Raw genomic sequence first — 21,905 nt, 5'->3', positions numbered from 1 at the left:
CACGGATTCCCTCCGCGCAGGGCAGGTGTCCGTCGATCTCGATGTTGTTGATGGGGTTGCCGCCGGTGAAGGCGTAGCGGTTGGCAGTCCAGGGGCGCCCGCCATGATGCGATCCATCACGGCCAGCGCCAGCGCCGAGACCACGAAGGTGAGATGGATCAATGTCTTCCATACGAGTTCCCTGTCGGTGATGGCCGGCCGGGCGGCGTTGATGAAGATCTGCAGGAGGTGCACCCCCGAGATCCCGATGATCGCCATGGCCAGCTTGACTTTGAGGACGTTTGCGTTGACATGGGACAACCACTCCGGCTGATCGGGATGGCCGTCGATGCGCAGCCGTGAGACGAAGGTCTCGTAGCCGCCGATGATGACCATGATCAGCAGGTTCGAGACCATCACGACGTCGACGAGCCCGAGGACGATCAGCATGATCGTGGTCTCCGGGGGGTTGCCGCCGAACCCGAGTTCGACCAGGTGGGCGAGTTCGACCATGAACCGCCACACGTAGACGACCTGGGCGACGATCAGCCCGAGGTAGAGCGGCGCCTGTATCCACCGGCTGAGGAACATGACGTAGCCGATGTGGTCCAGCGTGTTCCGCGGCCGGGGAGCGGACCCGGACTCGGCCACGGTCAACTGTGGTGGCCTCACTACGACGTGAAGATGTTGACCCGGTCGACGATGGCCTGGACATTGATGTTCCCCGGATCGTTTCGGCCCCCTGACCCGAGGGCGATTGGGGGAACGGCGGCCGCCGCCGCCAGAGCGAGGACCGCTGCGCTGGTCAGGATTCGGAACTTCAATGGGGACTCCTCGACTGCTGCTGGTCGGGCACGGGGATTGCGCTGTCGGAGCTGTCGGAGCTGTCGGAGCTGTCGGAGCTGTTGGAGGGGGAGGGCCGGTGGCGGGGGTGCGGCGTGGCTCGCCGCACCGCCCGCGCGGTGGCCGGCCGGTCAGGGATGCAGGCAGCCCGCCGCGGGGATCTCGGTCGGCGCCTGGGGGGCCGCCGGGTCCACCAGGGCGGCCAGGCCCGCGGCGGCCTCGGCCGCGCACGGGACCGCGGTGGCGGGATCGACGACGGCGTACGCGGGCGCCGCGAAGAGGGCGGCGGCGAGGGCCGCGGTCAGCGCGCCCCCGATGACGGCGGCGCGGCGGCGTTGGACGTCAGGCATGAGTACCTCCTGGGGGTGGTGGGATCAACCACCGACTTGCTACCCAGAGTAATTACTCAGTAACGCTGCGTTAAAGAATCCTCATGAAGCGGGGGAGTTCGAGTCCGTCCAGCGGTCCTGGGCGTCCATGACGTCCTCGGCGTGGTCGTGGGCCCACACGCCGAACGCCTCGATCGGGCCGAGCAGGGAGCGGCCCAGGTCGGTCAGCGCGTACTCGACGCGGGGCGGGGCCTCGGCGTAGGCGCGGCGGGCGACCAGCCCGTTGAACTCCAGGCGGCGCAGGGTCTCGGTGAGCACCTTGGGGCTGATCCCGCCGATCTGCGCGCGCAGCTCGCCGGGACGGCGCGGGCCGTGGCGCAGCGACCAGACGACGACCGCGTTCCAGGTGTTGGCGATCAGGTCGAAGGCCAGTCTGGCCTGGCAGTCGGCGAGGAACACGTAACGCCTCCGATAGGCACCGATCGGTGCGTGACGGGATTTCTAGAGTCCTTGTCCTAGTAAAGCCCTTTCGCAGCACGGAGGACGACATGAAGATCGGGATCCTGGGCGCCGGCGGCATGGCCGACGCGCTCGGCACGCAGTGGATCAGGGCCGGGCACGAGGTGACGGTCAGCGGACGCGACCCCGAGCGCGCCCGTGCCCGCGCGGAGAGCATGAACGCCCAGGCAGGCCGCCCGGGGGCGAGGTCGGGGAGCTGGGCGGAGGCGGCCGCGTCCGGCGAGGTGGTGATGGTGGGCGTCCGGGAGGCGGGGCTGGGCGACGTGCTGGCCGCCGCCGGCCCGGCCCTGCGCGGCAAGCCGATCATCGACGTGACGAACGCCGCCGCCCCCGACAGGTACGACGTCACGCGTCCGCTCGCCCGCCGGATCGCCGACCTCACGGGCGGGCACGTGGTGAAGGCGTTCAACCTGTGCCACGTGGACGTGTGGCGGATGACGCCGCCCGTGTTCGGCGGCCGCCCGCTGGCGGTGCCCCTGTGCGGTGACGACGTCCGGGCGCTCGACCTGGTCCGGGGCCTGGTCCGCGACCTGGGCTGCACCCCGCTGGACGGCGGCGGCCTGGACCGGGCAGTGCAGCTGGAGGCGACGGCCGCGTTCGTGATCGGGCTCTGGTTCGGCGGCGCGGACGCCCAGGCGATCCTGCCCCCGCTGGCCTCCTCGGGGGCGCACGACCCGGCGTGAGCGTACGACCCGGCGTGAGCGCATGACCCGGCGTGAGCGTACGACGCTGGGCGTAGCGAGGATGACGACGGGCGGCGGATGCCCAGCTCCGGCGGCGGCGCGATCCTGGGGGGCGTCCACCCGAGGTCGAAGGAGAGTCCAGTGGTCACCCAGGTCGTCAAGGGGAGCGGGTATCCGACCGCGTTCAAGGCCCTCGCCACGCTCAGCATGTTGGCGGTGCTCCTGCAGGCCGTCACGGCGGGGCAACTCATGAGCGGGGCCGGCGCGGGACTGCACGGGGCCGGGGCGGGCGCCGTCCACCTGCTCGGGCTGCTCCAGCTCGTCGCGGCCGTGCTGCTGTGGCGGCCGGGGCGCGGCGCGGGCTGGCCCGCGCTGGTCAGCCTGGGGGTGCTGCTGCTCGGGTTCCTGCAGTCGATGCTCGGCGGGTCGGGGGCGGTGGCCGCGCACGTGCCGCTGGGCATGACGATCTTCGGGCTCAGCGTGTGGCTCGTCGTCTGGGCCTGGCGCCGCTGACCTGCGCCGACCCCCCGCACTGACCCCCCGCACTGACCCCCGCGCCGGCCTTCCCGCGTCGGCCTTCCCGCGTCGGCCTTTCCGCGCCGGCCCTCGGGCCCCGGCCTTCCTGGCGGGGCCGGTCGAGGGGGCGGTCAGGTCCCGGCGGGGTGGCGGGCCAGGTGGTCGGCCTGGCGCACCGGCTCGGGGAGGCGGTAGCGCGGCGTGAGCAGCAGGGTCTGGGACGTGGCGGTGTCCAGGCCGATGCGGTGGCCCTGGGAGACGTAGACCGGTTTGGTGTCCCGCCGCGTGCGCAGCGCCCTGCCCACCGTGACGCCCTCGTGGACGATCGGCGTCCAGTCCCCGCGTTCCCGGCCGGGCGGCTCGTGCTCGCCCACGAACGGCGTCTTGGCCACGCCGAGCGCGGGCAGGCCGGTCAGCACGCCGAGATGGCAGGCCAGGCCGAAACCGCGCGGGTGGGCCAGCCCGTGGCCGTCGCAGACCAGCAGGTCGGGAGTCACGGCTAGACGTTCGAGCGCCTCCACCAGGGTGGGCAGCTCGCGGAAGGCGAACAGGCCGGGCACGTAAGGGAAGGCGGCCCGGCCGTGGGCCACCGCCCGCTCGACCGGTTCCAGCGTCGCCGCGTCCAGGACGACCACCGCCGCCGTCACCTCGTCGTCGCCGTGGTAGTGCACGTCGAGACCGGCCACCAGGGGGAAGGCCGTGGGCCCGGCGAGCTCCACGCGGCCGCGCAACCGGTCCTGGACGGCCTCGGCCTCGGCCGCGTCGGCCGGCCAGGCGTGAAGTCTGTCTACCCGCATTCCCCCCACGTTAGGGCCATTCGTCCCACGCCCCGGCCACCGCCCGCCCCGGCCGCCGTGACAGGCGGAGCCGGGCCGGACGGCAGCCGGTCGGTCAGTAGGCCTTGATGTCGTAGGAGCCCGCCACGGCCGTCGGGTACGCCCCGCCGCAGTGCGCCTCCGACTGCGAGCCGACCCACATCCAGGGCCCGTAGGCCTTGCTGGTGGACGAACCGTTGGAGCAGGTAGCGATGGCCCGCACGTAACCGGACCCGCTGGTGCAGTACGCCCAGGAATAGGCGGACCTGTAGCCGATCCCGGAGTGGCAGTTGGACGGAAGCGGTTCCGCACTGGCCGCGGAGGGGGCGAGCGAGACGGCGGCGGCCGCGGCGACCATGGTGGCGAAAATCTTGATCTTCATGGACCCGACGCTAACTCCGGCGGCGGCTGTCATACGCCCCCGGGCAGGACAAGATCGTCCGGATCCTGTCATATGATCAGCAGCCGCGAAGGCGGGCGGTCAGGCGTGGACGATCTTGGCGAAGCGGGTCGCCACCTCGCGCCAGATCGGCGTGGAGACCGGCTCGTCGGCCACCGCGCCCGCGTAGACCTCCGCGGGGTCGAAGCCGTCGGGCGTCCACTCGCGCACGCGCGCGGGCAGCACCTCGGGATGGAACTGCACCCCCCACGCCCGCTCGCCCACCCGGAACGCCTGGTAGGGGCAGGCGCGCGTCTCGGCCAGCCACACCGCGCCGGCGGGCAGCCGGGTGACGGCGTCCTTGTGGTGCTCGATCGCGGGCACCACCGGGGGCAGGCCCTGGAACAGCGGGTCGTCGGCCGCCTCGGGCCGGATCGTGACCGGCAGGCTGCCGTTCTCCGGCGCGCCGGTGTCGCCGGTCACCTCGCCGCCGGCCACCTCGGCCAGCATCTGGCCGCCCAGGCAGATGCCGAACAGCGGCACGCCGTCCGCCAGCGCCTGGCCCACCAGCCGGCGGGCATCGGCCAGCCACGGGGCCCGGTCGTCCTCGGAGGGCAGGTAGCCGCCGCCGAGCATGATCATGGCGTCGTGCCGGTCCAGCCGGTCGGGCAGCGGGGCGCCCTCGTGCGCGAGCACCACGTCGAGCCGCAACCCGGCCTCCTCCAGCCAGTCGCCGAGCCGGCTCGGGCCGCCGCTCCTGCTGTTCTGCACGATCAGGACGTCACCCATCGATGGTCTCCACTCTCGGATGTCGGGGCTCAGGGCAGGTTCGCCGCGCGGGCGGTGTGGCGCAGCAGCAGCGCGGTCGTCACCGGGCCGACGCCGCCGGGCACCGGGGTCAGCGCGCCGGCCACCTCCGCGACCGCCGCGAAGTCGACGTCGCCGGTGAGCCCGCCGTCGTCGGTCGGGTTGGTGCCCACGTCGATGACCACCGCGCCCGGCGCGACGTGCGCGGCGCCGATCAGCCCGGCGCGGCCGACGGCGGCCACCAGCACCTCGGCCCCGGCGGTGACGGCGGCCAGGTCGCGGGTGCGCGAATGGCAGACGGTGACCGTGGCGTGCCGGTCGAGCAGCAGATGGGCCAGCGGCTTGCCGACCACGGTCGAGCGGCCGACGACCACCGCCCGCCGCCCTTCGAGCGGCACCTCGTAGTGGTCGAGCAGGGCCATGACGGCCGCCGCCGTGGCGGGCGGGAACGCGGGCAGCCCGGCGGCCAGGCGGCCGAGCGAGAGCGGGTTCGCGCCGTCGACGTCCTTGCGCGGGTCGATGGCGGCGGCCAGCTCCTGCGCCGAGGCCCCGGCGGGCAGCGGCGTCTGGAGCATGACCCCGTGGACGGCGTCGTCGGCGCTGAGCCCGGCCAGCGTCTCGTGGATCCTGCCGGGGTCGGCGTCGGCGCCGAGGTCGACGATGTCGCAGGCGACGCCGACGCCCGCGGCGGCCTTGGCGATCGAGCGGACGTACCACAGGCTGGCCTCGTCGGCCGTGGCGACCACGACGGCCAGCCTGGGCTGCGGCCCGGCGGCGGCCTCGGCCTGCGTCTGGGCCTTGATCGCGGTGGCCAGGTCGCGGCCGGTCAGCGTCCTCATCGGGCGATCTCCTCGCGTACCCCGGCGGTGATCCGGTCGGCCGTGGCGACGGCCGCCTCGACGCCCGCCAGGCGGGCCGTCAGCTGCTCGCGGACCTGCTCGTCCTTGATGCCCCGCAGGTTGACCTCGACGTTCACCCGGGCGGTGGTGAGCGCGGCGCGGGCGGCCTCGGCGGCGGCGGCGACGTCGGTGACGACGTTGCGGTTGCCGATCGGCAGCAGCAGCTCGCAGAGCTCGACCAGGCGCGTGGCGGCCGCCACCACCAGGGCCGGGGGCTCGGCCGCGCCGGCCAGGGCGCGGGCGATGGAGACGCTGCGCTCCTCGCCCTTGGGCAGCCGGTAGGCGTCGGAGACCGCGGTGAAGGCGGCCGCGTCCTCCTCGGCCAGCCGCAGCGTCCGCGCGCGGAGGGCGTCGGTCTCCTCGATCACCGCGGCGACCGTCTGGGCGTGCTCGGCGTACCGCTCGCCGGTGGTGTAGCGGGCCACCATGCCGAGCAGCGCCGCGGACTGGGCCGCGTGCAGGGCGGCGGTGGCCCCGCCGCCGGGGGCGGGCACCTTGTCGGCCAGCTCGGCCAGGAAGTCGACGATCTTCGAGTCGCGCATGGCCGCATTCTGCCAGGCCCGGCCGGGCTCACTCGCGGTGCATCGGCCTGGTGACGTCGTGCGGCGTGCCCTGCGGCAGGTACGGCGAGCCCGCCGAGCCGTATTCGGAGGCGTAGGCCGACGGCCGCTCCGGGGACCGCCACCGCGACGGGAAGGCCGACACGACCAGCAGCGCCACGCCGAGGAACAGCATGACCCCGGTGTAGATCGTGGTCTGCAGGCCCGCACCCAGGCTGCCGGTGACCAGCCCGTCGGGGAGGACGCGGAACCCGGCGCCCAGCTCCACCGCGGGCACCAGGCCGAGCGCGGTGTAGGCCAGCCCGCCGAGCAGCGAGGCGATCGGTGACAGGCGCGAGCCGGCCAGGAACGCCAGACCGGCCCCGGCCGCCGCGATCACGGCCAGCCCGATCCAGGAGACCCTGAACCGCGTGGCCATGGTCAGGCCGAGCTCGCCGATGCCGTACATGAGGCAGGCGGCGATCAGCGGGGGAAGGAGCAGCCCCGCGACCACTCCCAGACCATGACGGGCACCGTTGGACATGATTAACCCCGTTTGTTCGGCTTGGGCACCAACCTACCCTGATCGCCGGATCAGTGCTTGATCGTGTACTTGTCGCCGTACACCTTCCAGGTCAGCGGCGGCCTGAGGTCGAGGTTGCCCTTCCTGAGGAAGACGCGCTGCATGGTGTCGACCCGGGTGGTGTCGTCGTGGGCGTCCTCGGCCTTCATCGCCGCCTTCCTGGCGTCGAGGAACGCGTTGAGGTAGGCCACCTCGTCGCCGCCGCGGGCGGGGGAGGCGGCCTTGGCCAGCGCGGCCTTCCTGATGCCGCCGAAGCTGAGCTTGTCGGAGCCGGGACCGTGCATGACCATGGCGTCGTAGTAGGCGAACTGGCCGAGCGCCCGCAGGCCGTCCTTCTTGGCCCGGCGGACGGCCGGGTCGAAGTAGACGCGGTCGCGCTCGTGGTCCTGGGCCCGCCGGAAGACGGGATCGGCCGCGGCCTTCTTCCAGTCCTTGACGAACGGCTTGCCGAGGCCCTTGTGGGAGTCGGTGCCGTTGACCCTGCGCAGCGCGGGCAGGTACTTGGCCAGCACGTTCGAGGGCTTGCGCCTGGTGTAGAGCTCGACCAGCTCCAGCATGTCGCCGGTGCCGGAGCAGAAGCCGATGATGCCCGCGGTGTAGCCGCGTTCGTCCTTGATGTCCTCGATGTAGCCGTACTGGGCCTTCCAGTCCAGCGAGGAGTTCTCCGCGCTGGACACCAGCTGCATGGCGATGTCCTTCTTGTGTGGGTTGTTGAGGTCTGCGGGGGAGACGCAGGTCAAGGCAAGGGACAGCGAGAGGCATGTAGCGGTCAGCACCGCTGCAAACTAGCGCAGTGGGCGCAAAGCCGCGAGTTGCTCCGCGAACGGGACGACCTCGTCGTCGGCCCCGGCCCCGCCTTCTTCCTCAGCCGTGACCGGGCGGGGAGCGCGGCCCGCCAGCAGGCCGGCCAGCTCGCCGGCGGCCCGGTCGATGCGCTCGCCGAGCCCGTCGGTGAAGGAGTCGCCGCCGCCGCCCCAGTCCTCCGAGGCGGCGTAGACGGCGGTCGGCACGACCACGGCCCGCAGGTAGGCGAACAGCGGGCGCAGCGCGTGCTCCAGCACGAGCGAGTGGCGGGCGGTGCCGCCCGTGGCGGCGATCAGCACGGGCGTGCCCGCCAGGGCCGTGTTGTCCAGGACGTCGAAGAACGACTTGAACAGCCCGCTGTAGGAGCCGCTGAAGGTCGGCGTGACCGCGATGAGCCCGTCGGCCTGCGTCACGGCCTGGACCACCTCGCGCAGCCGGGCGCCGGGGAAGCCGGTCACCAGGTTGTTGGCGATGTCCACGGCCAGGTCGCGCAGCTCGACCACGCGCACCTCGGCCGCGCCGTCCAGCCGCCGCCGGGTGGCCTCGGCCAGCCGGTCGGCGAGCAGGCGGGTGGAGGACGGCTGGGTCAGGCCGGCCGTGACGACGACGAGCTTCATGGGGGGATCTCCTTCCCTGGAGGGGTCAGACCTCGACGGCCTGGGACGTACGGGCCTGGAGCAGCGAGGCGTGCGCCGGCGCGTCCGGGACGCCGGCCGGGCGGTCCTTGGCCATCTCCTTGCGCAGCACCGGCACGACCTCCTCGCCCAGGATGTCGAGCTGCTCCAGCACGGTCTTCAGCGGCAGGCCGGCGTGGTCCATGAGGAACAGCTGGCGCTGGTAGTCGCCGAAGAACTCGCGGAACTCCAGCGTCCGGTCGATGACCTGCTGCGGGCTGCCCACGGTGAGCGGGGTCTCGGCGGTGAACTCCTCCAGCGACGGCCCGTGGCCGTACACGGGGGCGTTGTCGAAGTAGGGGCGGAACTCGCGGACCGCGTCCTGGGAGTTCTTGCGCATGAACACCTGGCCGCCCAGGCCGACGATCGCCTGCTCGGGCGTGCCGTGCCCGTAGTGGGCGTAGCGCCGGCGGTAGAGGTTGATCAGGCGGATGAAGTGCTCCTTGGGCCAGAAGATGTTGTTGGCGAAGAAGCCGTCACCGTAGTAGGCGGCCTGCTCGGCGATCTCCGGGCTGCGGATCGAGCCGTGCCACACGAACGGCGGCACCCCGTCGAGCGGGCGCGGCGTGCTGGTGAACCCCTGCAGCGGGGTGCGGAAGCGGCCCTCCCAGTCGACGACGTCCTCGCGCCAGAGCTGGTGCAGCAGCGCGTAGTTCTCCACGGCCAGCGGGATGCCCTGGCGGATGTCCTGCCCGAACCACGGGTAGACCGGCCCGGTGTTGCCACGGCCCAGCATGAGGTCCACCCGGCCGTCGGCCAGGTGCTGGAGCATGGCGAAGTCCTCGGCGATCTTGACCGGGTCGTTGGTCGTGATCAACGTCGTGGCGGTGGACAGGATCAGCCGCTCGGTCCTGGCCGCGATGTAGCCGAGCATGGTGGTCGGCGAGGACGGCACGAACGGCGGGTTGTGGTGCTCGCCCGTCGCGAACACGTCGAGGCCGACCTCCTCGGCCTTGAGCGCGATCGCCACCATCGCCTTGATCCGCTCGTGCTCGGTCGGGGTCCTGCCGGTGGTGGGGTCGGTGGTCACGTCGCCCACGCTGAAGATTCCGAACTGCACTTTAGTCACCATCCATGACTGTTGAATCTTTGACAGGTACCGTAGCGTCCCGGCCTCCGCCGTTATTCCATCATCCCGGTCAGGCGCCCGCGCGGGCGCGGAAGGCCGCCGCCTTGGCGCGGTTGCCGCAGCCGCGCATGTCGCACCAGCGGCGGGTGCGGCGGTGGGAGGCGTCGACGTACAGGCGGGTGCAGGGGTCGGCCTCGCACTCGCGGATCAGCTCCGCCTGCGGGCCGCCGAGCAGCTCGATCGCCGCGCGCGCCGTCGTGGACAGCGCGCCGGGCAGGCCGCCGCCGCGCCGCAGGCCGCGCTCTTCGAGCGCGACGTCCGCGGGCGGGCGCCGGGCGGTCTCGTTGAGCAGGTCGCGGTCGGCCCGGTCGTACGGGCTGCCCTCGCGGGCGGCCGTGGCCAGCCGGTAGATCGCCTCGCGCAGGGCCGTCGCCCGCGCCAGGTCGTCGTCGCCGGTCTCGGGCGGCTCGTCGAGGAGCCCGGCGGCGACCGTCCAGCGGGCCAGGTCGGCGGGGGAGGCCAGCAGGTCGATGCGCGCGCCCCGGCGGTGGCCGATGGTGCCGGCGAGGTCGAGGCCGAGGTTGCCGCTGACGAAGGTGAAGTCCACGACGCTCATCGTAACCGCGTTGACAAGTTACTTCCGGCGCTGCCAAGGTTTCTAACCATTGAATCCGGTTACTTTGGGGGCATCGTGGCGACACTCATCACCGTCGGCGGCGGGACGCGCCGGTTCGGCGCGCGGCACCGATGGGTCGTGCTGTCCGTGGGCGTCGGCGCCCAGGCCAGCTTCTCGGCCATGTTCTCCGGCATCCCGCTGACCGCGGTCTCCATGCGCTCGGGCTACCACCTGTCGCTGGGCTCGCTCGGCCTCGTCCTGTCCTGCCTGGGGCTGGGCGTGGCGGCCTCCGACATCGCGTGGGGCATGCTCACCGACCGCTGGGGCGACCGCCGCGTGCTGCTGGCCGGGTTGACCGCCACGGGCGCGCTGCTGGCGGTGATGGCCGCCGCCGTCACGCCGGCCGAGCACGCCGGGGTGGCCCTGCTGGCGGCGTGCCTGCTGGCCGCCGGGGCGCTGGGCGGCAGCGTGAACGGCGCCTCCGGGCGGGCCGTCATGACCTGGTTCGCCGACGGCGAGCGGGGGCTGGCCATGAGCGTCCGCCAGACGGCCATCCCCGTCGGCGGCGCGGTCGGGGTCGCCCTGCTGCCCTGGCTCGCCGAGCGGTACGGGTTCCGCGCCGCCTACGCCGTACCGGCGGTGTTCTGCCTGCTGGCGGCGGCGGCCACCTGGCGCTGGCTGCACGAGCCGGCGCCCGCCGCCGCGGCCGCCGCCCCGGAGCCCGGCCCCTCGCCGCTGCGCCGCTGGGACGTGTGGCGGGTGGCGCTGGCCAGCGGGCTGCTCACCGTGCCGCAGTTCGCCGTGCTGTCCTTCACCGCGATCTTCCTGCACGACGTCAAGGGGGCCGGCGCCGGCCTGGCCGCCCTCACCGTGCTCGTCGCCCAGCTCGGCGGCGGCGCGGCGCGCATCTGGACCGGCCGGCGCACCGACCGCCGCGGCGGGCGGCGCACCTGGATCCGCGCCATCGGGACGCTGTCCGGCGTCGCGATGGCCGCCGCCGCGGTGCTCACCTCGGCGCCCACCCCGCTCACCGTCGCCGCCCTGGCGATCGGCGGCCTGCTGGCCAACTCCTGGCACGGCATCGCCTACACCGAGATCGCCGCCATGGCGGGCGCGGTCAGGGCGGGCACCGCGCTCGGCCTGGAGGGCACCGCCTGCTTCGCCTCGGGCTTCGTGACCCCGCTGCTCGTCCCGGTGGTGCTCGGCCTCGCCTCGTGGGAGGCGGTGTGGGGGCTGGCCGCGCTCGCCTCGCTGCTGGCCGTGCCGCTGATCCCGGGGGCCGTGCGGCCGGTGCCGCGGGCCGCCGTCACAGGGCGTTGATCGCCGCCGGGCCGAGGATCCGCTCGGGCGCGCCGCGCTCGGCCACGGTGATCATCGCCTGGCCGATGCGCTCGGTCGTCGTCACCGACGCCGGGAACAGCCGCCGCAGCAGCGGGTAGAGCGGCGCGGCCACGACGTAGGCCAGCCGGTACCAGCGGGTGCGCGAGGTCACGCCGTGCATCGGCTGGATGTAGCCGGGACGGAACATGTAGGCGTGGAACGGCAGCGCGAGCAGCGCGTTCTCCGTCGCGCCCTTCACCCTGGCCCACATCGCGCGGCCGTGCGCGTCGGTGCCGGCGCCCGAGACGTAGACGAAGGTCGAGGACGGGCTGAGCCGGGCCAGCGTGGTGCCGGCCGCAAGCGTGTAGTCGTAGGTGACCCGCCGGTACTCCTGCTCGCTCATGCCCGCCGCGGACACGCCGAGGCAGAAGAAGCAGGCGTCGTAGCCGGACAGCTCGTCCTTGACGGCCGACAGGTCCGACAGGTCGGAATGGAGCAGCTCGCGCAGCTTGGGGTGGACCGTCCCCGTGGGCGACCGGCCGACCGTGAGCACGGCCGTCACGCGCTCGTCGAGCAGGCACTCCCTGAGCACGCCGCGCCCGACCATGCCGGTCGCCCCGAAGATGATCACTCTCATGGTTCAGCCAGATCCCACCCGCCGCGCCGCCGCAGCACCCCCAGATAGTACGCCGCCGACACCACCGCGATCCCGGCGGTGACGTACAGGCTGGGCCGGCCGATCGCCGGGTCCAGCGCGTTGAGGTAGATCACGTACGCCAGCGCGGCCAGCGCCAGCACCGGCGCGAGCGGGAACCACGGCATCCGGTACGCCGCGTGGCCGGTCGTGCCGTTGCGCCGCCCGGCGATCGCGCCCAGGCACAGCGCCGCGTACACGGCCACGATCGAGGTGCCGGTCACCACCAGCAGGAAGCGCTCGTCGATGAAGCAGCAGGCCGCGCTGACCACGCCGGTCAGCACCGTGGCCACCCACGGCGAGCCGTGCCGCGCGTGGATCGACGACAGCAGGCGGCTGACCGGCGCGGGCCAGGCGCGGTCCCGTCCGGTGCTGAACAACATGCGCGAGGTGATGAGGATGATGGCCAGCACGGCGTTGAGGATGGCCAGCGCCACGGCCAGGGAGATCACCGTGTTGGCCACGGACCCGGCGCGGGCGGTGACGAAGTACTGCATCATGTTCTCCGCGCCGAACAGGCCCTCCAGCGACGGCGCGCCCACCAGCACCGCCGTCACCGGCACCAGCTCGGCCGCCACGGTGACGCCCAGCGCCCACAGCACGGTCTTGGCGATGCTCTTCGGCGCGTCGTGCACCTCCTCGCCGAAGTAGACCGCCGAGCCGTACCCGTTGTAGGAGAAGATCGCCACCGCGGTCGCCGCGCCGATCAGGCCCAGCGAGGCGGGCACCAGCGCGCCGCCGTCCCCGGCCACCACCGGATGGGTGATCAGCTCGACCGGCGAGCGCTGCGGACTGAACAGGCCGAGCGCCGCCACGACCACCAGCGCGATCATCTCGATGGCCAGGAACACCCCGGTCACCCAGGCGTTCAGCTTGATGTCGAAGACCGCCACGACGGTGGTGAGCAGGCACGTCACGGCCGCCACCAGCGGCCCGTCCAGCCCCGGGAGGACGACCGACAGGTACGCGCCCACGCCCAGCGCGATGACGGCGATGATGAGCAGCTGCGTGATGAGGATCAGCCCGAGCACCACGAAGCCGGGCAGCCGGCCGAGCGTCCGGGCGGTGATGGCGTACTCGCCGCCGGTGAGCGGGAACGCCGAGCCCAGCTCGGCGTAGACGAAGGCCATGAACACGCCCACGACGGCGCCGGCCAGGTAGCTGAGGATCGCGCCGCTGCCGGCCTGGGAGATCACGCCGGGGGCGATGATGAAGACCGAGGACGCGGGGGTGATGGCGGACAGGGTGAGGAGGAGGGTGCCGAGGAGCTTGAGTCCCCGGTGCAGGTGTGGATGGGCGGCCGTTGATGCCACGACGCCTCCTTGGGGGGTTCCTTGAGCGAGTATCAAAGAACTATCGGGGGCGTTCGTCAAGGATGGCTTGCGTTCTTTGAAGCGTCTATGAAGAATCGCGGCCATGGCGCGACCCAGCCGGGCCCGCGAGAAGCGGGCCGAACTCGTCTCCGCCGCCCGCCGGGCGGTGCTCGAACGCGGCATCCTCGACCTGCGGCTGCGCGACGTCGCCGAGGTCGCCGGCATGTCGGCGGGGTCGGTGCTGTACTACTTCCCGAGCATGGCCGGCCTGCTGCAGGAGGTGCAGCGCGAGGCGGTCGACCGGTTCTGCGCCGCCCGCGAGGCCGCCGCCGCCCGCGAGCCCGACCTGCGGCGGCGCCTGGTCATCACCATCGGCAGCGGCCTGCCCGCGGGTCCGGGCGACGAGTTGTGCGTGCTGCTGTACGAGCTGGGGGCGCACGCCCGGCGCGACCCGGCGTACGCGGCCCAGCACATCAGGCTGTACGAGCGGCAGGTGGCCCTGTACGCCGCGATCCTGGAGGCGGGGTCGGCGACCGGCGTCTTCACGCTGACCCGGGACGCCATGACGATCGCCCGGAACCTGGTGGCGCTGGAGGACGGGCTGGGGTTGCACCTGCTGGACGCGGTGCAGCCGTTCGACACGGAGACGGCCCGCGACCTCCTCCTGTCCTACGCCACAGACGCCACCCACTGCCCCCTGACCCGCACGTGACCCCACCCCACTGTCCGGTCTGTCCGGGCGCCACACCCCATCCGCCCTCCCGCCTCCGGCGCGTCTACCGGCGGCCGCGACGCCGTGCGATCATCGGCCCGTGACGTCCCTCCCTGATCCCGGCACGCGCAGGTACGCCGCCCTCGGGCTGACCGTGCTCTGCGCAGCGGCCCTCACCGGCTACGGACTGGTGGCCTGGAGCATCTGGCGGTTGGGCTGGATGCCCACGGAGCTCCTGGCCAAATGCGGCATCGCGGCCGCGGTGCTCCCCGGCGCCGGCCTCGCCCTCGGGTACGCGTTCACGGCACGGCGGCCCAGGCCCGTACGCGTCTTCGCGGCCTCGGCGGGCGCGGCGATCGGAGCGGTGTGCCTGCTCCTGGCCACTGTCGGCTACATCTGGTTCTCGATGTCGGCGAACGTGTAGCCCCGGCAGCAACCCGAGGGAACATTCGTCCAATCCTCCGGCGCGGGACGGCCGCCACAGTGGCCCCATGACCAGTTCCCACGGCGACACCACCGAGAGCACGATCCTCTCCCTTGACGACGGCGACCTCCACGTCTGCCAGGACGGCCCCCGCGACGCCCCCGCCCTCCTCCTCATCCACGGCTCGGCGTCCTCGGCCCGCTCCTGGGACCAGATGGTCCCCCTGCTCACGGGCTCCCATCGCGTCATCCGGATCGACCTGCTCGGCCACGGCCGCTCCGCCAAACCGGACGACCGCGGCTACACCACCCCCGACCAGGCACGCCGGGTCGGCGAGGCGCTGGACCGGCTCGGCGTGCGGGAGGCCGTGGTCGCGGGCCACTCCAGCGGCGGCGCGGTCGCCACCGCCCTGGCCGAACAGCGTCCCGGCCTGGTGACGGCGCTCGTCCTCATCAACACCGGGCCTGACCTGGACGCCTTCATCGCCCCGGCGTCGGCCGCGTTCGCCCCCACGCAGTGGCCACCGACCGACGAGCAGATCCGCCTGTTCGCGAGCCCGGGCTTCAGCCGTCCCGGCTACCAGCCCCCGGACGAGCTGCTGAACGAGGTGCGATGCATGACCCTCCACACGCTCGCCGCGACCATGCAGGGCACTCGGGAATACCTGCACGAACGGCCGCTCCCGGAGCGGCTCGCGCCCCTGGGCAAGCCGCTGCTGGTGATCTTCGGCGCCGACGACCGCCGGTGGCGCGCCTCGTCCGCGTCCGGCTACCGCGTCGTGCCGGGGGCCGAGATCGAGCTCCTGCCCGGCCTCGGCCACACCCCCATCCTGGAGGACCCCCAGCAGACCGCCATCCCCCTCCTCGCCTTCACCACAACCCACCCCGAACAGCCACACTGAGCCCGCCATGCCCGCAAGCGGCCAAACCAGGAAGCCGCCCGCTCGGGAAGCGGCCGCGTTGGGACGCAGTCGGGCCGGGGGACGGCCCCGTCGGGAAGCGGCGGGCCAGGGGACCGGGCGGCCGGGAGGCGGGCGGGTCAGGAGGCCGTCGCGGCCCGGGGTCCGGGGGTGGGGTCACCGGGCTGTGCGCCAGCTCTGTTCCTCCACCAGCTCCTGGCTGCGCCAGCCGACGGAGGTGCGCCGCAGGCGGTGGTGGTACCAGCCGCCGCCGTGCAGGAACCCCTTGGCGTCGGCCGCGGCCATGTCGCGCGTCGGGGCGAGGGTGTCGGTGAACGGCGCGCTGACCCGCGCCTCGTCCCCGGTGAGGACGATCCGCGGGGCCCCGATCAGGTGCAGGCGTCCGGGCCAGTGCGGCAGCACCTCGGCGAGCCAGCTCTTGACCTCCGCCAGCCCGCCCCTGATCCCGCCCGCGGACCGGTAGTCGATGACCGCCTCCGGGCTGAACACCTCGTCGAGCAGGTCCCACTCGCCGGAGTCGACGGCCCGCGAGTACCGGGCCAGCAGGTCGGTGATCTCCAGACGGTCGGCGATCTCCTGAACGTCCATGCCCCTGATCGAACCAAACGCTTGCTACAAGCGCCAGGCCCCCGCGCCGGGGAAGGGACGCGAAAAAGCGTCAGCCAGGTCGGCGACCCGCCGACCTGGCTGATGAGAGATGGTGGACGATACTGGGATTGAACCAGTGACCTCTTCCGTGTCAGGGAAGCGCTCTCCCGCTGAGCTAATCGTCCTTCGTAGAGGTGGCGACGGGATTTGAACCCGTGTGGACGGCTTTGCAGGCCGCTGCCTCGCCTCTCGGCCACGCCACCGAGCCGGAAGCTCCGAGCGGAAGACGGGATTCGAACCCGCGACCCTCACCTTGGCAAGGTGATGCTCTACCACTGAGCCACTTCCGCGTGCGCCCCGCTCGTGCCGGGCGACGAGAGAACTCTAGCGAATCCTCGCCGAGTCCCCAAACCGGAGCGCTTCCGCGCAGGTCGTCCCAGGTGCGGCCCGGCCGCGCCCCGGGGCGGGACCCGGGGCGGAGGCGCAAGGAGGGCACGGCCCGGTCAGCGGCCCAGTTGCATGCCCGCCGGATGCGGCCCCTCCGTCTCAAGCCGGTACTCCCGCCCCGACACCGCCCGGTTGTCGTCGATGACCCGCTCCGACGGCGGCTTCTCCCCGCCCAGGACCGCCTCCTGCATGCGCGTGAAGCGCTCGTGGGCCTCCTGGACGTACCCGGTGCCCAGCGTGGTGCAGTCGATCTGGGTGGCCAGCAGCTCCCGCAGGTACGCCTTGTTCGGCTCGAACGTCACCGGCGGCGGCAGCTCGGGAGCCAGCACCTGGTCGGGATCCCGCCCGTCGAACCGCTTGAACAGCTCGCAGGCCAGCCGCAGGTGCTCGATCTCCATGTTCAGGTGCAGCTCCCAGACGGCCTTCACCCTGGGGTCGGACTCGGTCTCCATGAACGAGTGGTAGAGGTAGCACTCGTTGTACTCGTGGTTGAGCAGCATCTCCCACCAGCTCTCGCCCGGGTCGACCAGCGACTCGTAGTGGGTGACGTGCTCCTCCTCCACCATGGCGATCTCCTGGTAGAGCTGCCGGGCGATCGGCTCCATGGCCAGCGGCCCGACGTTCATGTAGAAGTTCATGGTCTGCTGCTCGGCCGCCATGACGGTCAGGGCGTGCAGTTTCGACAGCGGCTCGGTGCGGTGCCGGTCGTACGGCTCGCGCACGTTGTCGACCGGGTCCCGGTGGTGCAGGTACGTCGGCCGCCCCGGCATGACCTCGGTGACCCCGTCCACGATCTTCTCGGCCTTGCGGTGCTCGATCATCTCGTAGAGGTTGGCGTACCGGTAGAGGTGGTCGAAGTCCTCCAGCACCCCGAACTGGTACGCCTGCGTCAGGTACGGGTCCGGCTCCATGCGCGCCACCCACGCCGTCAGGTCCACCGCGACCTGCTCGTAGGCGATGGTGGTCTCCAGCACCGACGCGACGCCGGGCAGCAGCCAGTTGACCGCCTTCTGCTGCTGCGCCTCGATGTAGCGCACCCGGGCGAGCTGCCGCTTCAGCTCCAGGTCGGTGCAGTGGCGGGCGAGCTGGTGGCTGAACAGGACCGCCTCGGTCTCGATGCCGTTCATCGTGATGATCCGGCAGCGGGTGTACGGGTCGGCGTGGTCGGGATCGATGGGCGAAACGTTGAGCTCCCGCCAGTCGCGCAGCTGCTCGTCCAGCGGGATGCCCCGCTCCTGAAGTGGGTCGAAGGCCATGTCGCTGCGCCTACCCGCGGCCTGGTGGGGCAACCTCCGCGTTGCGTCGCCGAACGATCCGCGTTCGGTAAGGAGGCGCGTGCCCGACCGGCGCCCGGGTAGGCCGCTGGACGTGGCTGAACACGATGTCATCGACGTGCTGATGGCCCAGCACGGCCAGATCAGGGACCTGTTCGACGAGGTGGAGCAGGCGCCGCCGGAACGGGTGGAGGAGGCGTTCGAGCGGCTGATCCGCCTGCTGGCCGTGCACGAGACCGCCGAGGAGGAGATCGTCCACCCCTACGCGCGCAGGAAGGTGGACGGCGGCCCCGGCGTGGTGGCCGACCGGCTGGCCGAGGAGAACCGGGCCAAGCGGCTGCTCGTCGAGATCGACCGGGCGGGCGTGGACGACCCGGCGTTCTGGGAGAAGCTGGCCGAGCTGCGCACGGCGGTCACCATGCACGCCCGCAGCGAGGAGCGCTACGAGTTCGCCCAGCTGCGCCACAGCACCTCCGTCGTGGAACGCCGGGCCATGGCGGCGGCGGTGCGGGCGGCCGAGGCGGTCGGGCCGCTGCGGCCGCGTCCGGGCGTGGAGTCGGCGACGAAGAACGTCCTGATCGGCACGCCCCTCGCGCTGATGGACCGGGCCCGCGAGATCATCAGGAAGGCCCTGGGGAGCGGCTGACACTTCGTCCCCGGGCGAAATGTCGGTGCGTTAGCGTCGGGGGCATGGAGCACATCGCCCGTGACGCCGACATCGCGCCCGTCGCCGCGCTCATCGCCGACCCCACCAGGGCCGCCATGCTCACCGCGCTGCTCGGCGGCCGCGCCCTGGCCGCCGGCGAGCTGGCCAGGGTCGCCGGGGTGAGCGCCGCGACCGCCAGCGCCCATCTGGCCCGGCTGCTCGACGGAAGCCTGGTCGACGTCGTCCGGCAGGGCCGCCACCGCTACTACCGGCTGGCCGGGCACGAGATCGCCGAGGTGCTGGAGACCCTGGCCAGGGTGAGCGCCCGCCCGCCGGTGCGCTCCCTGCGGCAGTCCCGGCAGGCGCGCCTGCTGGAGGAGGCCCGCACCTGCTACGACCATCTGGCCGGACGCGCCGGCGTCGCCCTGCTCGACCGGCTCAGGGACGGCGGCTTCTACGACCGCCAGGACCTCACCTCCGACGGCGAACGGCTGCTGACGGGCCTGGGCGTGGACGTCGAGGGCGCCCGCAGGACCAGGCGGCGCTTCGCCCCGGAATGCCTCGACTGGACCGAACGCCGGTCGCATCTCGGCGGCGCCCTGGGCGCCGCGATCACCGACGTCCTGCTGGAACGCGGCTGGTACCGGCGCGGATCGGTGCCGCGCGCGGTGGTCCTCACCGACGAGGGCAGGGAGGGGCTGGCGGCGATCTTCCCGAGTAAGGAGCTAACATCGGGTACGCCGGTTACCTAAGCGAGAGAGACGATCATGCGCGACAACGGAGTCGTGAACGTCGGCCCCGAGCCTTTGAGCTTCGACGACGTCATCAAGGTGGCCCGCCACGGCGCCGCCGTGCAGCTCACCGACGACGCGGTGGCCGCCATGGCGGCCGCCCGCCAGCGGGTGGACGAACTTGCCGAGAGCCCCGTGCCCGCCTACGGCGTCTCCACCGGGTTCGGCGCCCTGGCCACCCGGCACATCGACCCCGCGCTGCGCGCCCAGCTCCAGCGCTCGCTGGTGCGCTCGCACGCGGCGGGCAGCGGCCCGGAGGTGGAGACCGAGGTGGTGCGCGCGCTCATGCTGCTGCGCCTGCACACCCTGGCCACCGGCCACACCGGCATCAGGCCGGGCACCGCCAAGACCCTGGCCGCGCTGCTCACCGCCGGCATCACGCCGGTCGTGCACGAGTACGGCAGCCTCGGCTGCTCCGGCGACCTCGCGCCGCTGGCCCACGTGGCGCTGACGCTGATGGGCGAGGGCGTCGTCCGCGACGCCGCGGGGGAGCTCCGGCCCGCCGGGGAGGCGCTCAAGCAGGCCGGCATCGAGCCGGTCGAGCTGGCCGCCAAGGAGGGCCTGGCCCTGATCAACGGCACCGACGGCATGCTCGGCATGCTCATCCTGGCCATCTCCGACCTCACCAAGCTGGTCAGGACCGCCGACATCAGCGCGGCGATGAGCGTCGAGGCGCTGCTCGGCACCGACCGCGTCTTCATGCCGGAGCTCCAGGCCCTGCGCCCGCACCCCGGTCTGGCCAGGTCCGCCGCCAACATGACCAGGATCCTGGCCGGCTCCGGCGTCATGGCCAGCCACCGCGACCCGCAGGCGTGCACCCGCGTCCAGGACGCGTACTCGCTGCGCTGCGCCCCGCAGGTCGCCGGCGCCGCCCGTGACACGATCGCGCACGCCGCCACCGTGGCCGGCTGGGAGCTGGCCAGCGCCGTGGACAACCCGGCCGTGCTCGACGACGGCCGGGTGGAGTCCAACGGCAACTTCCACGGCGCGCCCGTGGGCTACGTGCTCGACTTCCTCGCCGTCGTGGCCGCCGACCTGGCCTCGATGTCCGAACGCCGCACCGACCGCTTCCTCGACGTGGCCCGCAACCACGGCCTGCCCGCGTTCCTGGCCGACGACCCCGGCGTCGACTCCGGCCACATGATCGCCCAGTACACCCAGGCCGCGATCGTCTCGGAGCTGAAGCGGCTGGCCGTGCCCGCCAGCGTCGACTCCATCCCCAGCTCGGCCATGCAGGAGGACCACGTCTCCATGGGCTGGTCGGCGGCGCGCAAGCTGCGCAGGTCGATCGACGGGCTGACGCGGGTGCTGGCCGTCGAGGTGCTCACCGCGGCCCGCGCGCTCGACCTGCGCGCCCCCCTGGAGCCCGCGCCGGCGACCGCGGCCGTGGTCAGGGCGCTGCGCGAGAACGTGCCCGCGCCGGGCCCCGACCGCTTCCTCGCGCCGGAGATCGAGTCCGCCGTGCGGCTGGTGGCCGAGGGCGGCGTCGTGGCCGCGGTGGAGTCGGTCACCGGGCCGCTCGACTAACCCCCGCTCAGCGGGGGAGGGCGACGATCAGGTCCATCTCCATCACCAGCCCCGGCCGGAACAGCTTCGACACCTCGACGGTCGTGCTGGCCGGGGGAGTGCCGGTGACGTACCGGTTGCGCACGTCCCTGAGCTGGAGGATGTCGTCCATGTCCGTCAGGTACGTGCGGATGAAGGCGACGTCCTGCCAGGTCGCGCCCTGGTCGGCCAGGATGCGCGTGGTGACCGCGAAGATGTGCTCGGCCTGGTCCTTCAGCGAGCCGGGGGCGACCACGCGCCCCTGCTCGTCGAAGGCGGCCTGGCCGGAGACGTAGAGCATGTCGCCGACCCGGACGGCGTGCGAGTACGCGCCGTTCGTGGCCGGGATCGTGGACAGGTTCAGCGGCACCGCGCGCGCGGCCGGGGCGCCCCCGACGTGCTCGGCCACCGCCGTCAGGTCGCGTTCGCCCAGTCCGGCCGCCCGCGCCTCCTGCAGGCGCCGCTGGGCGGCCGTGGCCATCGACGCGCCCTCCCACGCCGCCAGCTCCAGGTCCTTGGCGGCCAGGCCGAGCGAGTACCGGGTCTCGGCGGCGGGCGTGCGCAGCCGTTCGGCGACCTGGCCGAGCGGCGTGCCGGCCAGCACGTCGAGCAGCGCGTCCCGGTCCACGCCGTGCGCCGCCCCGTACGCCAGCGTCTCGGCGACCAGCACCTGCGCGGGCACGATCGCGCTCATGACGGCGATCTTCATCGCCGCGCCGGACCCCAGCGGCCCGGTCTCGCGCACGCCGCCGAAGACGGACAACACCTCGCGGCAGCCCGACACGTCGCCGCCGGCCAGCACCACCAGCGAGCCGTCCGCCGCCGGGCCCACGCTGCCCAGCACCGGCGCGTCCACCAGCGCGACCGACGCGGGCAGCAGCTCACGCAGCTCGCGCACCGCCTCCGGGCCGATCGTGGACATCTCCACCACCGTCGCGCCGGGCCGCAGACCGGGCAGCGCGGCCGTCAGCACCTCGCGCACCGCCGCCGGGTCGCTGAGCATGCTGATCACCAGCTCGGCGCCCTCCACCGCCTCGGCGGCCGTCACACCGGTCCCGCGCCGCCACGTCGTCACGTTGTGCCCGGCCTCCACGAGTCGCCGAGCCATGGGGACGCCCATGCGTCCCTGTCCGAGAAATGCAATCACGGGAACAGTGAACAGGGATGCGAGGTATTCC

Annotated in this window: 28 protein-coding genes and 3 tRNA genes; 9 read left to right on the top strand and 22 right to left on the bottom strand. The window is 72.9% G+C overall.

Going from position 1 to position 21,905, the window contains the following annotated elements:
* From ACWEJ6_RS20920 to ACWEJ6_RS20905, 4 genes are all read right to left on the bottom strand, one after another.
* Positions 1-630: TIGR00645 family protein (locus ACWEJ6_RS20920; protein WP_452425451.1), on the bottom strand; the 630-nt coding region annotated here is incomplete at its 3' end.
* Positions 631-650: 20 nt separating this feature from the next.
* Positions 651-803: a hypothetical protein gene (locus ACWEJ6_RS20915; RefSeq protein WP_352331529.1), complete on the bottom strand. Its 153-nt coding sequence runs from the start codon at positions 801-803 to the stop codon at positions 651-653.
* A 150-nt stretch (positions 804-953) separates the two neighbouring features.
* A complete protein-coding gene (locus tag ACWEJ6_RS20910) occupies positions 954-1,172 on the bottom strand; it encodes a hypothetical protein (RefSeq protein WP_358285553.1) in 219 nt (72 codons plus the stop codon).
* An 81-nt stretch (positions 1,173-1,253) separates the two neighbouring features.
* A complete protein-coding gene (locus ACWEJ6_RS20905; RefSeq protein ID WP_387664906.1) occupies positions 1,254-1,610 on the bottom strand; it encodes a winged helix-turn-helix transcriptional regulator in 357 nt (118 codons plus the stop codon).
* 89 nt (positions 1,611-1,699) lie between these two features.
* On the opposite strand from ACWEJ6_RS20905, the gene ACWEJ6_RS20900 reads away from it, so the two are divergent.
* Both ACWEJ6_RS20900 and ACWEJ6_RS20895 read left to right on the top strand, forming a co-directional pair.
* The gene (locus tag ACWEJ6_RS20900) at positions 1,700-2,353 is read left to right on the top strand and encodes an NADPH-dependent F420 reductase (RefSeq protein ID WP_387664909.1); all 654 of its coding nucleotides are present in this window, start codon (positions 1,700-1,702) and stop codon (positions 2,351-2,353) included.
* A 141-nt stretch (positions 2,354-2,494) separates the two neighbouring features.
* Positions 2,495-2,866 (top strand): hypothetical protein, encoded by a 372-nt coding sequence (locus ACWEJ6_RS20895; protein WP_452425440.1) that lies wholly within the window; start codon positions 2,495-2,497, stop codon positions 2,864-2,866.
* Between the two features lie 134 nt (positions 2,867-3,000).
* On the opposite strand, the gene ACWEJ6_RS20890 is transcribed toward ACWEJ6_RS20895, so the two are convergent.
* The 10 genes from ACWEJ6_RS20890 to ACWEJ6_RS20845 all read right to left on the bottom strand — a co-directional run bounded on the left by ACWEJ6_RS20890 (position 3,001) and on the right by ACWEJ6_RS20845 (position 10,045).
* Positions 3,001-3,666, bottom strand: a complete 666-nt coding sequence (locus ACWEJ6_RS20890) for an endonuclease V (RefSeq protein WP_387664913.1) — start codon at positions 3,664-3,666, stop codon at positions 3,001-3,003.
* Between the two features lie 94 nt (positions 3,667-3,760).
* Positions 3,761-4,066: a hypothetical protein gene (locus ACWEJ6_RS20885; protein WP_452425437.1), complete on the bottom strand. Its 306-nt coding sequence runs from the start codon at positions 4,064-4,066 to the stop codon at positions 3,761-3,763.
* Between the two features lie 99 nt (positions 4,067-4,165).
* Positions 4,166-4,852: a type 1 glutamine amidotransferase gene (locus ACWEJ6_RS20880; RefSeq protein ID WP_358285562.1), complete on the bottom strand. Its 687-nt coding sequence runs from the start codon at positions 4,850-4,852 to the stop codon at positions 4,166-4,168.
* Between the two features lie 29 nt (positions 4,853-4,881).
* Positions 4,882-5,709, bottom strand: coding sequence for a bifunctional 5,10-methylenetetrahydrofolate dehydrogenase/5,10-methenyltetrahydrofolate cyclohydrolase (locus tag ACWEJ6_RS20875; protein WP_358285564.1), 828 nt, complete (start codon positions 5,707-5,709; stop codon positions 4,882-4,884).
* Positions 5,706-6,311, bottom strand: a complete 606-nt coding sequence (locus ACWEJ6_RS20870; protein WP_387664919.1) for a cyclodeaminase/cyclohydrolase family protein — start codon at positions 6,309-6,311, stop codon at positions 5,706-5,708. Before ACWEJ6_RS20870 ends, ACWEJ6_RS20875 begins: the two co-directional genes overlap by 4 nt.
* Before the next feature lie 28 nt (positions 6,312-6,339).
* Positions 6,340-6,852: a hypothetical protein gene (locus tag ACWEJ6_RS20865; protein ID WP_387664922.1), complete on the bottom strand. Its 513-nt coding sequence runs from the start codon at positions 6,850-6,852 to the stop codon at positions 6,340-6,342.
* Positions 6,853-6,902: 50 nt separating this feature from the next.
* Positions 6,903-7,577 (bottom strand): chitosanase, encoded by a 675-nt coding sequence (locus ACWEJ6_RS20860; protein ID WP_358285570.1) that lies wholly within the window; start codon positions 7,575-7,577, stop codon positions 6,903-6,905.
* A 99-nt stretch (positions 7,578-7,676) separates the two neighbouring features.
* Positions 7,677-8,312, bottom strand: a complete 636-nt coding sequence (locus ACWEJ6_RS20855) for an FMN reductase (protein ID WP_452425434.1) — start codon at positions 8,310-8,312, stop codon at positions 7,677-7,679.
* A gap of 25 nt (positions 8,313-8,337) precedes the next feature.
* A complete protein-coding gene (locus ACWEJ6_RS20850; protein WP_358285574.1) occupies positions 8,338-9,429 on the bottom strand; it encodes an LLM class flavin-dependent oxidoreductase in 1,092 nt (363 codons plus the stop codon).
* Positions 9,430-9,508: 79 nt separating this feature from the next.
* Positions 9,509-10,045: a CGNR zinc finger domain-containing protein gene (locus ACWEJ6_RS20845; protein ID WP_358285576.1), complete on the bottom strand. Its 537-nt coding sequence runs from the start codon at positions 10,043-10,045 to the stop codon at positions 9,509-9,511.
* 84 nt (positions 10,046-10,129) lie between these two features.
* Between ACWEJ6_RS20845 and ACWEJ6_RS20840 the strand changes: the two genes are divergently transcribed.
* Entirely contained in the window at positions 10,130-11,374 is a 1,245-nt protein-coding gene (locus ACWEJ6_RS20840; RefSeq protein WP_452425432.1) for an MFS transporter, read from the top strand.
* Here ACWEJ6_RS20840 and ACWEJ6_RS20835 read toward each other — a convergent pair.
* Both ACWEJ6_RS20835 and ACWEJ6_RS20830 read right to left on the bottom strand, forming a co-directional pair.
* The gene (locus ACWEJ6_RS20835; RefSeq protein WP_452425430.1) at positions 11,361-12,011 is read right to left on the bottom strand and encodes an NAD-dependent epimerase/dehydratase family protein; all 651 of its coding nucleotides are present in this window, start codon (positions 12,009-12,011) and stop codon (positions 11,361-11,363) included. The genes ACWEJ6_RS20840 and ACWEJ6_RS20835 overlap by 14 nt on opposite strands.
* On the bottom strand, positions 12,008-13,381 hold the full coding sequence (locus ACWEJ6_RS20830; RefSeq protein ID WP_452425428.1) for an APC family permease: 1,374 nt from the start codon (positions 13,379-13,381) through the stop codon (positions 12,008-12,010). Before ACWEJ6_RS20830 ends, ACWEJ6_RS20835 begins: the two co-directional genes overlap by 4 nt.
* Positions 13,382-13,484: 103 nt before the next feature.
* Here ACWEJ6_RS20830 and ACWEJ6_RS20825 point away from each other — a divergent pair, with 103 nt between their 5' ends.
* The 3 genes from ACWEJ6_RS20825 to ACWEJ6_RS20815 all read left to right on the top strand — a co-directional run bounded on the left by ACWEJ6_RS20825 (position 13,485) and on the right by ACWEJ6_RS20815 (position 15,418).
* A complete protein-coding gene (locus ACWEJ6_RS20825) occupies positions 13,485-14,093 on the top strand; it encodes a TetR/AcrR family transcriptional regulator (protein WP_358285587.1) in 609 nt (202 codons plus the stop codon).
* Positions 14,094-14,193: 100 nt separating this feature from the next.
* Complete coding sequence (locus ACWEJ6_RS20820; protein ID WP_452425425.1) at positions 14,194-14,517, top strand: hypothetical protein; 324 nt, start codon at positions 14,194-14,196, stop codon at positions 14,515-14,517.
* Between the two features lie 67 nt (positions 14,518-14,584).
* The gene (locus ACWEJ6_RS20815; protein ID WP_452425424.1) at positions 14,585-15,418 is read left to right on the top strand and encodes an alpha/beta fold hydrolase; all 834 of its coding nucleotides are present in this window, start codon (positions 14,585-14,587) and stop codon (positions 15,416-15,418) included.
* A 174-nt stretch (positions 15,419-15,592) separates the two neighbouring features.
* Here the strand turns inward: ACWEJ6_RS20815 and ACWEJ6_RS20810 are convergent, their stop codons facing one another.
* The 5 genes from ACWEJ6_RS20810 to ACWEJ6_RS20790 form a co-directional block, all read right to left on the bottom strand.
* Positions 15,593-16,024 carry a nuclear transport factor 2 family protein gene (locus tag ACWEJ6_RS20810; protein ID WP_452425422.1) on the bottom strand — a complete coding sequence of 144 codons (432 nt, stop codon included), beginning with the start codon at positions 16,022-16,024 and terminating at the stop codon, positions 15,593-15,595.
* A gap of 110 nt (positions 16,025-16,134) precedes the next feature.
* Positions 16,135-16,209: transfer RNA gene (locus ACWEJ6_RS20805), tRNA-Val, on the bottom strand.
* A 7-nt stretch (positions 16,210-16,216) separates the two neighbouring features.
* Positions 16,217-16,287, bottom strand: a tRNA-Cys gene (locus ACWEJ6_RS20800).
* A 15-nt stretch (positions 16,288-16,302) separates the two neighbouring features.
* A tRNA-Gly gene (locus ACWEJ6_RS20795) sits at positions 16,303-16,374 on the bottom strand.
* 153 nt (positions 16,375-16,527) lie between these two features.
* A complete protein-coding gene (locus ACWEJ6_RS20790; RefSeq protein ID WP_452425420.1) occupies positions 16,528-17,727 on the bottom strand; it encodes a hypothetical protein in 1,200 nt (399 codons plus the stop codon).
* A gap of 112 nt (positions 17,728-17,839) precedes the next feature.
* Between ACWEJ6_RS20790 and ACWEJ6_RS20785 the strand changes: the two genes are divergently transcribed.
* Genes ACWEJ6_RS20785 through hutH form a run of 3 tightly spaced genes read left to right on the top strand, consistent with a single transcriptional unit; the run spans position 17,840 to position 20,709 of the window.
* Positions 17,840-18,391 (top strand): hemerythrin domain-containing protein, encoded by a 552-nt coding sequence (locus ACWEJ6_RS20785; protein WP_387664948.1) that lies wholly within the window; start codon positions 17,840-17,842, stop codon positions 18,389-18,391.
* Positions 18,392-18,435: 44 nt separating this feature from the next.
* Complete coding sequence (locus ACWEJ6_RS20780) at positions 18,436-19,143, top strand: ArsR/SmtB family transcription factor (RefSeq protein WP_449917664.1); 708 nt, start codon at positions 18,436-18,438, stop codon at positions 19,141-19,143.
* 15 nt (positions 19,144-19,158) lie between these two features.
* Positions 19,159-20,709, top strand: coding sequence for a histidine ammonia-lyase (gene hutH / locus ACWEJ6_RS20775; protein WP_387664953.1), 1,551 nt, complete (start codon positions 19,159-19,161; stop codon positions 20,707-20,709).
* A 7-nt stretch (positions 20,710-20,716) separates the two neighbouring features.
* Here hutH and ACWEJ6_RS20770 read toward each other — a convergent pair whose 3' ends face one another.
* Complete coding sequence (locus ACWEJ6_RS20770; protein ID WP_452425417.1) at positions 20,717-21,874, bottom strand: Rid family hydrolase; 1,158 nt, start codon at positions 21,872-21,874, stop codon at positions 20,717-20,719.
* Positions 21,875-21,905 lie beyond the last annotated feature (31 nt).

It is taken from the genome of Nonomuraea sp. NPDC004702, assembly GCF_053601695.1.
This window is presented reverse-complemented; position numbering and strand designations above follow the sequence as displayed.